This window comes from Roseococcus pinisoli, from assembly GCF_018413645.1.
Classification (GTDB): domain Bacteria; phylum Pseudomonadota; class Alphaproteobacteria; order Acetobacterales; family Acetobacteraceae; genus Roseococcus; species Roseococcus pinisoli.
In genome coordinates this window covers 46,994-60,429 of the sequence record NZ_JAHCDA010000002.1, presented here as the reverse complement: position 1 = coordinate 60,429, position 13,436 = coordinate 46,994, and the positions used below count along the sequence as shown (strand labels likewise).

At 72.6% G+C, this 13,436-nt stretch carries 8 protein-coding genes; 4 read left to right on the top strand and 4 right to left on the bottom strand.

Annotation, left to right across the window (positions count from 1 at the left end; translation table 11 throughout):
- Positions 1 to 165: 165 nt before the first annotated feature.
- Both KHU32_RS08905 and KHU32_RS08900 read right to left on the bottom strand, forming a co-directional pair.
- Positions 166 to 4,182: an AAA family ATPase gene (locus tag KHU32_RS08905; RefSeq protein ID WP_249680909.1), complete on the bottom strand. Its 4,017-nt coding sequence runs from the start codon at positions 4,180 to 4,182 to the stop codon at positions 166 to 168.
- On the bottom strand, positions 4,179 to 4,778 hold the full coding sequence (locus KHU32_RS08900) for a DsbA family protein (protein WP_213669758.1): 600 nt from the start codon (positions 4,776 to 4,778) through the stop codon (positions 4,179 to 4,181). Before KHU32_RS08900 ends, KHU32_RS08905 begins: the two co-directional genes overlap by 4 nt.
- 289 nt (positions 4,779 to 5,067) lie before the next feature.
- On the opposite strand from KHU32_RS08900, the gene KHU32_RS08895 reads away from it, so the two are divergent.
- Positions 5,068 to 6,330 (top strand): DUF1835 domain-containing protein, encoded by a 1,263-nt coding sequence (locus KHU32_RS08895; RefSeq protein ID WP_347265529.1) that lies wholly within the window; start codon positions 5,068 to 5,070, stop codon positions 6,328 to 6,330.
- A gap of 8 nt (positions 6,331 to 6,338) precedes the next feature.
- On the opposite strand, the gene KHU32_RS08890 is transcribed toward KHU32_RS08895, so the two are convergent.
- Positions 6,339 to 6,818 (bottom strand): DUF721 domain-containing protein, encoded by a 480-nt coding sequence (locus KHU32_RS08890; protein ID WP_249680907.1) that lies wholly within the window; start codon positions 6,816 to 6,818, stop codon positions 6,339 to 6,341.
- Positions 6,819 to 6,925: 107 nt separating this feature from the next.
- Between KHU32_RS08890 and KHU32_RS08885 the strand changes: the two genes are divergently transcribed.
- The 3 genes from KHU32_RS08885 to KHU32_RS08875 all read left to right on the top strand — a co-directional run bounded on the left by KHU32_RS08885 (position 6,926) and on the right by KHU32_RS08875 (position 10,420).
- The gene (locus KHU32_RS08885) at positions 6,926 to 7,843 is read left to right on the top strand and encodes an A/G-specific adenine glycosylase (RefSeq protein WP_347265528.1); all 918 of its coding nucleotides are present in this window, start codon (positions 6,926 to 6,928) and stop codon (positions 7,841 to 7,843) included.
- Positions 7,844 to 7,912: 69 nt separating this feature from the next.
- Positions 7,913 to 9,082, top strand: a complete 1,170-nt coding sequence (locus tag KHU32_RS08880) for an MFS transporter (RefSeq protein ID WP_213669755.1) — start codon at positions 7,913 to 7,915, stop codon at positions 9,080 to 9,082.
- A gap of 102 nt (positions 9,083 to 9,184) precedes the next feature.
- Entirely contained in the window at positions 9,185 to 10,420 is a 1,236-nt protein-coding gene (locus KHU32_RS08875; RefSeq protein ID WP_213669754.1) for an MFS transporter, read from the top strand.
- A gap of 7 nt (positions 10,421 to 10,427) precedes the next feature.
- Here the strand turns inward: KHU32_RS08875 and uvrA are convergent, their stop codons facing one another.
- Positions 10,428 to 13,328 carry an excinuclease ABC subunit UvrA gene (gene uvrA / locus KHU32_RS08870; RefSeq protein ID WP_213669753.1) on the bottom strand — a complete coding sequence of 967 codons (2,901 nt, stop codon included), beginning with the start codon at positions 13,326 to 13,328 and terminating at the stop codon, positions 10,428 to 10,430.
- Positions 13,329 to 13,436 lie beyond the last annotated feature (108 nt).

Below are 13,436 nucleotides of genomic sequence, written 5' to 3'. Positions count from 1 at the left end.
CGGAAGGCGAGGCTGCCTCTATGGCGGCGGTGCATGACTGTCAAGCTCATGAACCCGCTGAAACGTGAGCTTGAATGGGAGAAACGGGCGAATGGCGGGATCGTTTCGCGGACGTCGGAGGGTGGGTCGGCAACGACCCCCGCTTCGGCGGCCTAAGGCCCTTCCCTAGCCTTCCGCCATGGCCACGGCCTCGCCCAGATCCACCGACAGGAGTCGCGACACGCCACGCTCCTGCATGGTGACGCCGAAGAGCCGGTTCATCCGCGCCATGGTCAGGGCGTGGTGGGTGACGACCAGGAAGCGCGTGCCGGTGCCGGACATCGTGTCCAAAAGGTCACAGAGGCGCTCCACATTGGCGTCGTCCAGCGGCGCATCCACCTCGTCCAGCACGCAGACGGGCGCCGGATGGCAGCGGAAGACCGCGAAGACCAGCGAAAGCGCCGTCAGCGCCTGCTCGCCGCCCGAGAGCAGCGACAGGGCCGAGAGCTTCTTGCCCGGCGGCTCGGCATAGATCTCGAGGCCGGCCTCCAGCGGATCCTCGCTGCCCACCATGGCCAGATGGGCCCGTCCACCGCCGAAAAGCTTGCTGAAGAGCTGGCGGAACTCGCGGTCCACCTGGTCGAAGGTGGCGCGCAGGCGCTCGCGGGCCTCGCGGTTCAGATGGCCGATCGAGCCGCGCAGCTTGGCGATGGCGGAGGTGACCTCCTCGCGATCCTTGCCGATCTGCTCGATGCGCGCCTCCAGCTCCTCCAGCTCCGTCTCGGCGCGGAGGTTCACGGGGCCCATCTCCTCGCGTTCGCGGGCGAGGCGTTCGGCACGGCGCCGGGCGCGATCCTCGGCCGCGTCGGAGAGCTCCGCAGGGGGCTCGGGCAGCTCCGGCGCCTCGCCGAATCGCTCGGTGATGCGGGCGGCGAGCGCGGCGCCGGCCTGGAGCGCCGATTCGCTGGCCGCCTCGGCCCGCAGGGCCGATTCGCGGGCGGCGGCGAAGGCGGTCTCGGCTGTCCGGCGGACCTCGTCCCTTTCCCGGGCCCGGGAATCGGCCAGATCCAGAGCCGTGCGCGCGGCCTCATGCGCCGCTTCGGCGGCCTCCAGCCGGCGCGTGGCCTCGGCCTGGGCGGCGCTCACCTTCTCCGGCAGGCGCATCGCCTCGTCGCGGCGGGAGGTAGCCTCCGCGCGGCGTGCTTCGAGGGCGGTCAGGCGCGTGGCGGCATCGGCCAGTCGCTGCGCCCAGGCCGCCCGCTCGGCCACGGCGGATTCGCGCCGGGAAGCCAGCGATTCGCGTTCCCCCTGCAGGGCCAGCACCTTCCCCCGCGCCTCAGCCGCACGGGATCGGATGCCGGCCAGGGCCAGCCGCGCCTCATCCACCTCGGCCCGCGCGACGGCGAGGTCCGGCAGGGTGGCACGGGCGGCGCGGGCACGGTCCAGCGCCTCGCCGGCCTCGGCAGCCTCGGCGCCGGCGCGGTCCAGCTGCGGCGTCAGGGCCGCGATCTGTGCGACCGCGGCGACGCTGCGGCTGCGCAGCGAGGCCTGCTCGGTGCGCGCGGCGGTCAGTTCCGCCTCTGCGCGCCGGCGCGCCTCGCGGGCCGATCCTTCCTCGGTCTGGGCGCGCTCGGCGGCCTCGGCCTCGGCCTTGAAGGCGACGATGGCAGGCGTGGCGGCGAGCAGCGCCTCGGCCTCGGCCAGCGCGGCTTCCGCTTCGGCACGCTCCTCGGCCAGGCGGGCGGTCTGGGCGCGATATTCGGCCTGCCGCCGTTCGGCGGCCTCATGGCGGGCGGTCAGCTCGGCGGCCTTGCTGGCAGCGCGGCGTGTCTCGGGCTCGGCCGCGTCACGGGCGCGGCGGGCGGCGACCTCGGCCGTCTGGGCGGCGGCTTCGGCAGCGGCGGCTTCCGCGCGGGCAGCCTCGGCGGTGCGCGCGGCCGGGGCGGCCTCCGCCAGCTTCGCCTCGGCCTGACGCAGCCGGGCGAGGTTCTGCAGCCGCGCCGCGCCGGCCTTGGCGGCGCCGGGCGCCTGCACATAGCCGTCCCAGCGCCAGAGTGCGCCCTCGCGGGAGACCAGGGCCTGGCCCGGGCGCAGGGCCGCCTGCAGCGGCGCGCCATCCGCGACCAGGCCGATCTGGGAGAGCGCCCGCCCCAGCTCCTCGGGCGCGCCGACGAGGCCGGCCAGGGCCGTGGCCCCTTCCGGCAAGGCCGGCGCCTGGCCCAGCGGCGGCAGGGCGCGCCAGAAGCGGTTGGTGCCGCTGCCCCTGCCCCCCTCCAGCCCTTCGCCCAGCGCGGCGCCAAGCGCGGCCTCGAGCCCCTCGGGGATGGTGAGCGTGCGGGCGATGGGATCCGCCTCAGCCGAATCGCCGGCGGCGGCGCGGAGGCCCTGAAGCTCGGCCCGAAGGCGGGATTCGACGGCGCGCGCTTCCGACTCGGCCGTCCGGGACGCGGTGGCGCGCTCCTGGGAGGATTCGCGGGATTGGCGGGCGGCAGCCAGGGCGGCCTCCGCCTCGCGCAGGGCGGCCGCCGCGGTCTCGGCGGCGGTGCGGGCCTCGGTCAGCGCCCCGGCATCAGGGGCCGCGGGCGCAGCGCGAAGGGCCGCCTCCTCGCGCTGGCGGGCGGATTGAAGGCGCTGGGCGGCGGCGGCGCGGGCGCGTTCGGCGGCACCGCGCTCGATCTCGGCCGCCCGGGCGGCGTCGCGCGCGGCGGTGGCGCGGCTGGCGGCCTCGGCCCGGCGGCGCTCGGCGGCTTCCAGCTCCTGCCGCTTGGCCTCGGTCGCGGCCTCGGCGTCGCGCAGGCGGGCCTCCACGGCCTCGAGCGCCGCTTCCGGGACGGATTGGGCCTCCGCCGCGGCGCGCTGGGCGGCGAGCTGGGCATGCTGGTCCTGGACGCGGCGGTGGCGCCCCTCGGCGAAGGCGAGCTCGGAGGCGACCTGATTGGCGCGGGCGGCCAGGGCGGCGGCGGCCTCGGTCGCGGCCTCGGTCCGGGCCTCGGCGCCGGAGAGCTCGCCGTCGAGGCCGGAGGCCTCGGCCTGCGCCGCCTCGATGCGGGCGGGGATCTGCGCCTCGGCCGAGGCGAGTCCGGCGGCCTCGCGCTGGGCGCGGGTTTCGGCGGCGCGCGCATCGGCCTCAACCGAGCGGGCATCCTCGAGGTCGGCGAGGAGCTGCGTCAGCGCCGCCTCGGCCTCCGCCAGAATGGAACGGGCGCGGTCGGCCTCGGCGGCAAGGTTCTCGGCCTCCACGCGCCGGCGCTCCAGCAGGGTGCGGGTCACGCCCTCCTCGGCACGGGGAGCCTCGATGGCGGCGGTGGCGGCTTCCGAAAGGCGGCGCCCTTCCTCGGCAGCGGCCTCGGCCAGCGCCAGGGCCTGCTGGCGTCCGGCCAGCGCCGCGCGGGCGGCCTCGATCGCGGCTTCGGCCCTGGCGACGAGGATGGCGAACCACTCGCCCTCCGCCTCGCGCACCAGGCCGGAGATGCTGCGGTAGCGGATGGCCTGGCGCGCCTGCTTCTTCAGGCTTTCCTGCTGGACGCCGAGCTGGCCCAGAAGGTCCTCGCTGCGGGAGAGGTTGGTCTCGGCCTGGCGCAGCTTCAGCTCGGCCTCGTGGCGGCGGGCGCGCAGGCCGGCGATGCCGGCGGCCTCCTCCAGCACGCTGCGGCGCTCCTCGGGCTTGGCGCCGATCAGCGCCGCCACCCGCCCCTGGCTGACCATGCCCGAGGCGCGCGGCCCGCTGGCGAGGTCGGCGAACATGGTCTGCACGTCGCGCGCGCGGACCTCGCGGCCATTGATGCGATAGGTGCTGCCCGAGCCGCGGTCGATGCGCCGGGTCACCTCCAGCTCGGTCGCCTGGTCCATGGGCGCGGGGGCCACGCCCTGCGCCTCCTCCAGGCTGAGCACGACCTCGGCGAGGTTGCGGGCGGGGCGCGTCGCGGTGCCGGCGAAGATGATGTCGTCCATCTCGCCGCCGCGCAGCGACCGGGCCGAGCTTTCGCCCATGGCCCAGCGCAGCGCCTCGACCACGTTGGACTTGCCGCAGCCATTGGGGCCGACGACCCCCGTCAGCCCGGGCAGGACGGGAACCTGCACCGGCTCGGCAAAGCTCTTGAAGCCCGCGATGCGCAGGCCGGTCAGGGTCGCGGAAAGGCGCCGCGCCTCCGGAAGCGGCGGCGCTTCCTCCTCACCGGCAGGGGCCGGTGTCCCTTCGCTCAAGGTTTCGGAGCTTGCTGCACCAGCTGGGCGAACTGGTCGAACGCAATGTTGCCGGACTGCACGCGGCCGTTGAAGGCGAAGCTCGGCGTCGCCGTGATCCGGAACTCGCGCTCCGCGGCCATACGCTGCTCGAGGATGCCGCGGCGCAGCGCCTCATCGGCCACCACGGCGTCGAAGCCCTTGCGGTCCATGCCCGCCAGCGCGGCGAGGCGAGCGAGCTCCTCCAGCTGGCGGCCCTGGGCGAAGGCCCAGCGGTCCTGCGTCTGGAAGAGCGTCGTCAGGAAGGCCGGGTAGCGGTCCTCCGGCAGGGACCGGGCCACGCAGGCGGCGGCGAGCGCGATGCCGTCGAGCGGAAAGTCGCGCCAGACGAAGCGGATGCGGCCGGTATCCACCAGCTCGGCCTTCACGCGCGGCCAGTTGGTCGTGTGGAAGGCGGCGCAATGGCCGCAGGTCAGCGAGAAGAACTCGGTCACCGTGACCGGCGCGTCGGCACGGCCCATGGAGCGGGGCCCGAGACGGGGATCCCCGCTTTGCGCCAGCGCGAGGCTGGGGGTGGCGGCGGCGAGAACGCCGAGGGTGCGACGGGTAAGCTGCATGAGCCAGGCTCCGGCTGGATAACGGGACATCATCTGGCGTAGGGGGGCGGCCTTGTCCAGTTTTGGGTACCTGCCGCCGCGCCGCTGATTGACTTCCAGCCGCGCCGCTGATTTTCTGGCGGCGGCTCGATCGGAGCCTCCGTGTCCGCGGAAAGGGCTGCGCCCACGCTCGCTGGAATTGGCTCCGACGCTTCGTCCACCCTTTCCTGTCTGGCCGGCGGACACAGACGCGAGGAAGGGGCTTCCTTTGTTCGACCGATCAGAATCCGCACGACCTGAATCCGCCTCCGTGGCGCCGCCCGGGTCTCCCTTCCGCCTGAATCTCGAGCAGCAGCGCAAGCGCGCGAAGGAGCTGCTGCGCGGCCTGCGCGACGGCGAGGCCGAGGCGCTGGCCCGCTTCGGCCGGCATCACCCGAGGGCCCGGGAGCCGCTATCCGCGCCGGCGCTGAGCGACGCCCAGCTCGTCATCGCCCGGGAACTCGGCCTGCCGAGTTGGCCGCGCCTCAAGGCTCATATCGACAGGATGGAGGCGAGCCGGGAGAGGATCGCCCGCGGCGGCGCCGCGCCCGATCGCGACATGACCACCCTGCATCTGCGCTGCGGCCACGACATCCGGCCCTGGCTTCAGGAGGCCGGCTTCCGCGGCGCCTTCCTGGAATATTCGGATCCCCTCTGCCAGGGGCCGGTCGTGAATGCGCCGGACTGGCTGGATCGCCGGGCGGGTTTCATCGCACAGGCCTATGGCGCGGGAGTCGGCCTGGACCGGGAGGCCGTCGCCGCGAAGCTGCGCGGCTCGGAAGAGGGCTTGGCTTCCGCCGCCTCGCGCTACGAGCGCGTCGTCCTCTGGTTCGAGCACGATATCTACGACCAGCTGATCCTGGCCCGCTGCCTGGCGCATTTCGCGGAGATGCCGCCCGCGCGGCTGGAACTGGTCTCCACCGGGCATTACCCGGGCGGCACGCGCTTCATCGGCCTGGGCCAGCTTCCGCCCGAAGCCCTGCGCCTGTTGTGGGAGGAGCGCCGGCCGGTGCCGGAGGCGGCGCTGGGGGCGGGGCGCCTCGCCTGGGATGCGCTGCGCGCCCCCGATCCGCGGCCGCTGGCGGCGCTGGCGCAATCGGGGACGGAGGCCCTCCCTTCCCTCGGCCGGGCGATCCGCCGCCATTGCCAGGAACTGCCCTGGACCTCGGACGGGCTGGGGCTGACGGCCCGGCTGACCCTTCGGCTCATCGCCGAGGAGGCAGGCAACGCCGGCCAGGTCTTCGGCCGGCTGATGATGGAGCGCGAGCCCCTGCCCTGGATGACGGACCTGATCTTCCGCGAGCTGCTGCGGGAGCTCGAAAGCCCCTCGGAGCCTGTCTTCACCGGCCTCGGCGATGAGGACTGGCCACGGGCGCGGCTCTCGATCACGCCCCTGGGGCGCCGGGTCCTGGCGGGCGAGGTGGACTGGCTGTCGCTGCGGCCGAGGCCGCGCTGGGTGGGCGGGGTCGAGATCCCGGGCGATCCGCCCTGCTGGCGCTGGGACGAAGGCAGCGGTTCCGCCCTTCGGCGTTGAACCCCGGCTCAGGGGGTTCGGGAGAAGACGCCGCGCGCCAGCCTTTCCAGGGCGGCACGCAGCTCCTCGCCGGGAACCCCCTCCAACCGGTTGGTGACCGGGTCCGGCACGGGGCCGGGCACCGGCTTCGGCGGCCGGGGCGGCTCCGGCGGGCGGGGCCGCTGGACGAAGGCGAGCTTGCGCACCGCCACCCGGCCAAGATGTGAATTGATCCGGTCCATGAGGGCCGGCGCCGCCATGCCGAGCTCCATGGCGGCCGGACCCGTGCAGGCCAGGGTCAGCGTTCCGGAGGTGAGGCGCACCGGCTCCGCCATGCCGGCGGTGCCGGGACCGACGATGATCGGCCAGTCCGCCATGATCTGCGCGGAATCCGGGCTCCGCTTGCGGAAGGCCGGGCGGGTCAGGCGGGGGATCAGCGCGGCAAGGTCCCGCGGCCCCCCGAAGGGGGTGCTGGACAGCGGCGGCGCGACCGTCTCCTTCTTCGCCAATGCCTCACCCCTCTGCTGCCGAATTGCTCGCCTGGTACGACCGCTCCGCGAGACGCCTGGGCTGGCGCGGTCAGACGGATCCATACCGCATCTGGGTCAGCGAGGTCATGCTCCAGCAGACGACCGTCGCGACCGTCGGGCCGCGCTATGCGCGATTCATGGCCCGTTTCCCGGATGTAGAAGCGCTGGCGGCGGCCGATTGGGGCGAGCTGGCGGAGGAATGGGCGGGCCTCGGCTACTATGCCCGGGCGCGCAACCTGCACGCGGCGGCGAAGGCGATCGCGGCCGGCGGCTTTCCCGCCGATTCGGCCGGGTGGCGCGCACTGCCTGGAATCGGCCCCTACACGGCCGCGGCGATCGGCGCGATCGCGCTCGGCGAGCCGGTGGTGCCGCTGGACGGCAATGTGGAGCGCGTGATGTCGCGCCTCTTCGCCGTCGAGACGCCCCTGCCCGCCGCCAGGCCGGAGCTGGGCCGCCTGGCCCAGAGCTTCGCGGCGCAGCTGGTGGTGCGGGAACGGCCGGGCGATTTCGCGCAGGCGCTTTTCGACCTCGGCGCCACCATCTGCACGCCGAAGAGCCCGACCTGCGTCCTCTGCCCCTGGCGGGCGGATTGCCGTGGCGCGGCGCTGGGCATTGCCGCCACCCTGCCGCGCAAGGCGCCGAAGGCGGCGCGGACGGCGCTGCATGGCGTGCATTTCGCGGTGACCGATGCAAACGGCCAGCTGCTTCTGGTCCGCCGGCCGGAAAGCGGGCTGCTCGGCGGCATGCTCGGCCTGCCGGGGACGCCGTGGCGCGCCACCCCCTGGAAGGACGAGGAGGCGCTGGGCCACGCCCCCCTGCCCGGCCTTTCCTGGACGCCGCGCCCCGGCATCGCCTCACATGGCTTCACCCATCGCGACCTCTCCATGCGGGTGCTGGCGGCGGAGGTACCGGACCTGCCCAACTGGGCGGAGCGCGCGACGATGGAGCAGGCGACGCGGAGCCTGCCGACGGCAATGCGCAAGCTCCTGGCCCTGCTGGGCTGAAGTCCCATGACCTTCCGGACGGCGGCGGTCTAACCTCCTGGCTGTGACGGGTCGGAGCGGGCGTTCCTGATGTTTCTCGGACGGTGGGGGGAGGTCGGCGTGCTGGGCCTGGCGCGCGTCTCCATGGGGGCGCAGCTCCAGGTCGTCGGCGCGCTCGGGCCGTTGCTGATCGGCGCGCTGGTCGCGGATTGGGCGGCCCTCGGCACGCTGATCGGCACATATTCCCTGGCGGGCGTCTTCGTGGCGCTGCCGGCGGGATGGCTGCTGGCGCGGCTCGGCGACCGCGTCGTGCTGCTGGGCGGCGTCGGCCTCATGGCGGCGGGGGGCATCCTGCTGGCCTTGGCACCGGACTTCAGCGTCGCGCTGGCGGGGCGGCTCGTCTCGGGCATCGGCGGCGCGCTGCTGACCATCGCCGGCGCCAAGATGGTGCTGGACCGTTTCTCGGGCCCTTCCGTCGCCCTGGCCATGGGCCTCATGCTGATGGCCTGGCCCTTCGGCATCGGGTTGGCACTGCTGGTCATCCCGCTGGTCGGCGAGAACTGGCGGGCCGGACTCTGGCTCTCGGCGGGCTTCTGCAGCCTGGCCTTCCTCCTGCTCCTGCTCCTGGCCACGGCGCGGGAGGGCACGGCCGGAAGCGCCGAGCCGCGGCGGCTCTGGCTGCTGCCCCATGAATGGCGGCCGATGCTGGCGCTGGGCACCGTCTGGGCAGGCTACAACGCGGCTTTCGCCGTGGCGGTCGGCTTCACGCCGGCCTTCCTCGTCGCGAGTGGTGCGACCCGCGCAGAGGCCGGGGCCCTGACCTCGCTCATCGGCTTTGCCATCCTGCCGCTCCAGCCCTTCGGCGGCGCGATCGCGGAACGGCTCGGACGGCCGATGCTGGTCATGATCCTCTGCATCCTCGGCATGGTCGGCGCCCTGGTGGCCACCGCGGCGGGGGCACCGCCCTGGCTGACCCTGCCCGCCTTCGGCCTTCTGGCAGCACCGCCCTCGAGCCTGATCATGGCCTTCGCCGGCCGCGTGCTTTCGGCGGAGAGCCGCGCCTTTGGCATGGGCGTGCACTACACCGTCTTCTACCTCGGCCTCGCTTTGCTGCCGCCCTTCGCCGGGCTGATGCGCGACGCGACCGGCGCGCCGGCGGCGCCCCTATTGGCGGCGGCGGCCTTCCTGGCGCTGTCGCTGGGGGCGCTGGCGATCTATGCGGCGGCCATCCGCGGAAAAACGGCGGTGCAGGCCGCCTGAGGGGGCTCCCGCGCCTCCTTTCCATCGCCCATACTCATCCGCGCAGGCGCCCCCGACGGCGCCCGGGAGAGGAAACGTAATGCCCGCCCAGCAGGCCCGCTCATGAGCGGTGCCGAAGAGAGACGTCGTTCGCCCTTCACGCAGCGCGACTTCCGCTTCCAGTGGCCCGCCGATTTCGCGACCTCGCTCGCCTTCGAGATGGAGACGCTGATCCTCGGCTGGTACGTGCTGGTCACCACGGAATCGGTCATCTGGCTGACCGTCTTCGCCTCCCTTCAATTCACCGGCACGCTGCTCGCCCCGCTGCTGGGCGTCGCGGGCGACCGGATCGGGCACCGGAACCTGCTGGCCGCGATGCGGCTCTTCTACCTGGCCATCGCGGGCTGTGTGGCGGGCCTTGCGGTCCTGGGCGCGCTGAGCCCGCTGGCGGTGCTCGTGGCCGCCGGCCTGATCGGGCTGGTCAAACCCTCGGATATCGGCGTGCGCAACTCGCTGGTGGCCGCGATCCTGCCGCCGAAAATGCTGGGCGGTGCCATCGGCATCAGCCGCGCCAGCATGGACGCCGCCCGAGTGACGGGGGCGCTGGCCGGTGCGGGCATCATCGCGGCCCTGGGCATCGGGCCCGCCTATGGCGTGGTCGTCGGCCTCTACCTCATCGCCACCCTGCTGACGCTGGCCGTGCGGGAGCCGACGCGCGACGGGCCGCGGGCGGCGCCGGCCACGCTGGCCTCCACCTGGCGGGAGCTGGCGGAGGGCATCGCCCTCGCGCGCACCACCCCGGTGCTACTGGCCGCGCTGTGGCTGGCCTGGCTCGCCAATTTCGCGGCCTATCCGCTCTCGGGTGGGCTGCTGCCGCATGTGGCGCGCGAGGTCTACGGGCTGGACCGCACCGGCCTCGGCTTTCTCGTCGCTTCCTTCGCGGCCGGGGCGCTCGCGGGCTCGATGATCCTGAGCTGGCGCGGCGTGAGCGAGCGACCGGCGCCCCTCATGCTGGCGGCGGCGGGCACCTGGTTCGCCCTGCTGATGTTCTTCGCGCAGGCCGGTACGCCGGCCCTCGGCATGGCGATGCTTTTCCTGTCGGGCTTCATGCAGAGCTTCTGCATGATCCCGATGGCGCTGCTGCTGCTGCGCTCGACCGAAGCCGCCTTCCGCGGCCGCGTCATGGGACTACGGATGCTGGCCATCTACGGCATGCCGCTCGGCCTTCTGATCGCGGGCTTCGCCATCGAGCGCGTCGGCTTCGCCCATACCGCGACGGCCTATGCCCTCTTCGGCCTGGCGGCGACGGCGTTGATCACCTGGTACTGGCGCGCCGCCCTCTTCGCCCGCCTCGGGTGAGCGGTGCCTATTTCCGCCGCTTCGCCTTCGCCACGCCGGGCTTGGGGTGCCGGTCCAGGATCGGCTTGAGGAAGCGTCCGGTATGGCTGGCGGGGATCTCCACGATCTCCTCCGGCGTGCCGAAGGCGACCACGCGCCCGCCGCCCTCGCCGCCTTCCGGGCCCAGATCCAGCACCCAGTCGGCCGTCTTGATGACCTCCAGGTTGTGCTCGATCACCAGCACGGTGTTCCCCTGCTCCACCAGCGTGTGCAGCACCTCGAGCAGCTTGCGCACATCCTCGAAATGCAGGCCGGTGGTGGGCTCGTCGAGAATGTAGAGCGTGCGCCCCGTGGCGCGGCGCGACAGCTCCTTCGCCAGCTTGATGCGCTGCGCCTCGCCGCCCGAAAGCGTCGTCGCCTGCTGGCCGAGATGGATGTAGCCGAGGCCCACCTCCTCCAGCATGCGCAGCTTCTCGTGGATGGAGGGCACGGCGGAGAAGAACTCGCGCCCCTCGGTCACCGTCATGTCCAGCACGTCGGCGATCGACTTGCCGCGGAACTTCACCTCCAGCGTCTCGCGGTTGTAGCGCTTGCCCTTGCAGGTATCGCAGGTGACGTAGACGTCGGGCAGGAAGTGCATCTCGATCTTGATGAGACCGTCGCCCTGGCAGGCCTCGCAGCGGCCGCCCTTCACGTTGAAGCTGAAGCGGCCGGGCTTGTAGCCGCGCGAGCGGCTGTCCGGCAGCTCGGCGAACCAGTCGCGGATCGGCGCGAAGAGACCGGTATAGGTGGCAGGGTTGGAGCGCGGCGTGCGGCCGATCGGCGACTGGTCGATGTCGATGACCTTGTCGATCAGCTCCAGCCCTTCGATCCGCTGGTGCGGCGCGGGGACGACGGAAGCGCCCATCAGCTTGCGCGAGAGGCCGTTGAACAACGTCTCGATCACCAAAGTCGACTTGCCGCCGCCCGAGACGCCGGCGACCGCCGTGAAGGTCCCTAGCGGGAACTCCGCCGTCACGTCCTTGAGGTTGTTGCCCGTGGCGCCGACGACGCGGAGCATGCGCTTGCGGTCGAAGGGCCGGCGCACGGCCGGCATGGGGATCTCGCGGCGGCCGGACAGATAGGCGCCGGTGAGGCTCTCGGGATCGGCCGCCACCGCCTCGGGCGTGCCCTGGGAGACGACCGTGCCGCCGGCCTTGCCCGCACCGGGGCCGATATCGACCAGCCAGTCCGCGCTGCGGATCGCGTCCTCGTCATGCTCGACGACGATCACCGAATTGCCGAGGTCGCGCAGGCGCCGCAGCGTGCCCAGCAGGCGCTCGTTGTCGCGCTGGTGCAGGCCGATGGAGGGCTCGTCCAGCACGTAGAGCACGCCCGTCAGCCCGCTGCCGATCTGGCTCGCAAGGCGGATGCGCTGGCTCTCGCCGCCCGACAGCGTCGCCGAGGAGCGCGAGAGCGAAAGATAGTCGAGGCCCACATCCACCAGGAACTGCAGCCGGTCCTCGATCTCGCGCAGGATGCGGCGCGCGATCTCCTGCCGCTGCGGCGTGAGCGTGGGCATGACGCCGGAGAACCAGTCGCGTGCCCGGCGGATGGAAAGGGCCGAGGCCTCGCCGATATGCGTTCCCGCGATCTTCACCGCGAGCGACTGCGGCTTGAGCCGGAAGCCGGTGCAGACATGGCACGGCTTGTCCGCCCGGTAGCGCGCCATGTCCTCGCGCACCCAGGGGTTGTCGCTCTCGCGGAAGCGTCGCTCGAGATTGGCGATCACGCCGTCGAAGGGCTTCTGCACCTCATAGGCGCGAAGGCCGTCCTTGTACTTCAGCGTCACCGGCTCCTTGCCGGTGCCGAAGAGGATGGCGTTCCGCGCCTCCTCCGGAAGCTCCTCCCAGGGCTTGGTCAGGCTGATCTTCAGATGCGCGGCCAGCGAGGCCAGGGTCTGGTCGTAATAGGGCGTGCTGGCATTGCCGGCCCAGGGGACGACCGCGCCGTTCTTCAGGCTCTGCTCGGGATTGGGGATCACCAGCGCGGGGTCGAAGAAGCTCTCGGTGCCGAGCCCGTCGCAGGTCGGGCAGGCTCCCTGGGGCGAGTTGAAGGAGAAGAGCCGCGGCTCGATCTCCTCGATCGAGAAGCCCGAGACCGGGCAGGCGAATTTCTGGCTGAACACCGTGCGCTCTTCGCCATCGGCATTCTCGGCATAGGCGATGCCGTCGGCCAGGGCGAGCGCGGTCTCGAAGCTGTCGGCCAGGCGCTGCTCCAGCCCCTCGCGCACGACGACGCGGTCCACCACCACCTCGATGTCGTGCTTCAGCTTCTTGTCGAGCTTGGGCGCGTCGCCGATCTGCATCAGCGTGCCGTTGATCTTCACGCGCTCGAAGCCGCGGCGCTGAAACTCCGCGAGCTCCTTGCGGTACTCGCCCTTCTTGCCGCGGATGACGGGCGCCAGGATGAGCAGCCGCGTGCCCTCCGGCATGGCCATCACGCGATCCACCATCTGGCTGACCGTCTGCGCCTCGATGGGCAGGCCGGTCGCCGGCGAATAGGGCACGCCGACGCGCGCCCAGAGCAGGCGCATGTAGTCGTGGATCTCGGTGACCGTGCCGACCGTGGAGCGCGGATTGTGCGAGGTCGTCTTCTGCTCGATCGAGATCGCGGGCGAGAGGCCCTCGATGCTGTCCACGTCCGGCTTCTGCATGAGCTGCAGGAACTGGCGCGCATAGGCGCTGAGGCTCTCGACGTAGCGGCGCTGGCCCTCGGCATAGATGGTATCGAAGGCGAGCGACGACTTGCCCGAGCCCGAAAGCCCCGTCAGCACCACCAGCTTGCCCCGCGGCAGATCCAGGTCCAGCGATTTGAGGTTGTGCTGGCGCGCGCCCCGGATGCGGATGAGCTCCCCCTTCAAGACGGGATCGGCGGCGTCACGCGGCATGGGAATCGGGCTCCGAACGGGATGAATGTTCGTATTGTGTTCACGCTGTCTGCACCATATATGCTGCGGCGCAAAGCATGAAAACGGCCAGAGACCCCGGAATTTCGC

Bases quoted from the DNA above. Each gene is read 5' to 3' on its own strand.
- KHU32_RS08880 (WP_213669755.1), top strand. From the start codon at position 7,913: ATGTTTCTCGGACGGTGGGGGGAGGTCGGCGTGCTGGGCCTGGCGCGC.
- KHU32_RS08885 (WP_347265528.1), top strand. From the start codon at position 6,926: ATGCTCCAGCAGACGACCGTCGCGACCGTCGGGCCGCGCTATGCGCGA.
- KHU32_RS08875 (WP_213669754.1), top strand. From the start codon at position 9,185: ATGAGCGGTGCCGAAGAGAGACGTCGTTCGCCCTTCACGCAGCGCGAC.
- uvrA (WP_213669753.1), bottom strand. From the start codon at position 13,328: ATGCCGCGTGACGCCGCCGATCCCGTCTTGAAGGGGGAGCTCATCCGC.
- KHU32_RS08900 (WP_213669758.1), bottom strand. From the start codon at position 4,778: ATGCAGCTTACCCGTCGCACCCTCGGCGTTCTCGCCGCCGCCACCCCC.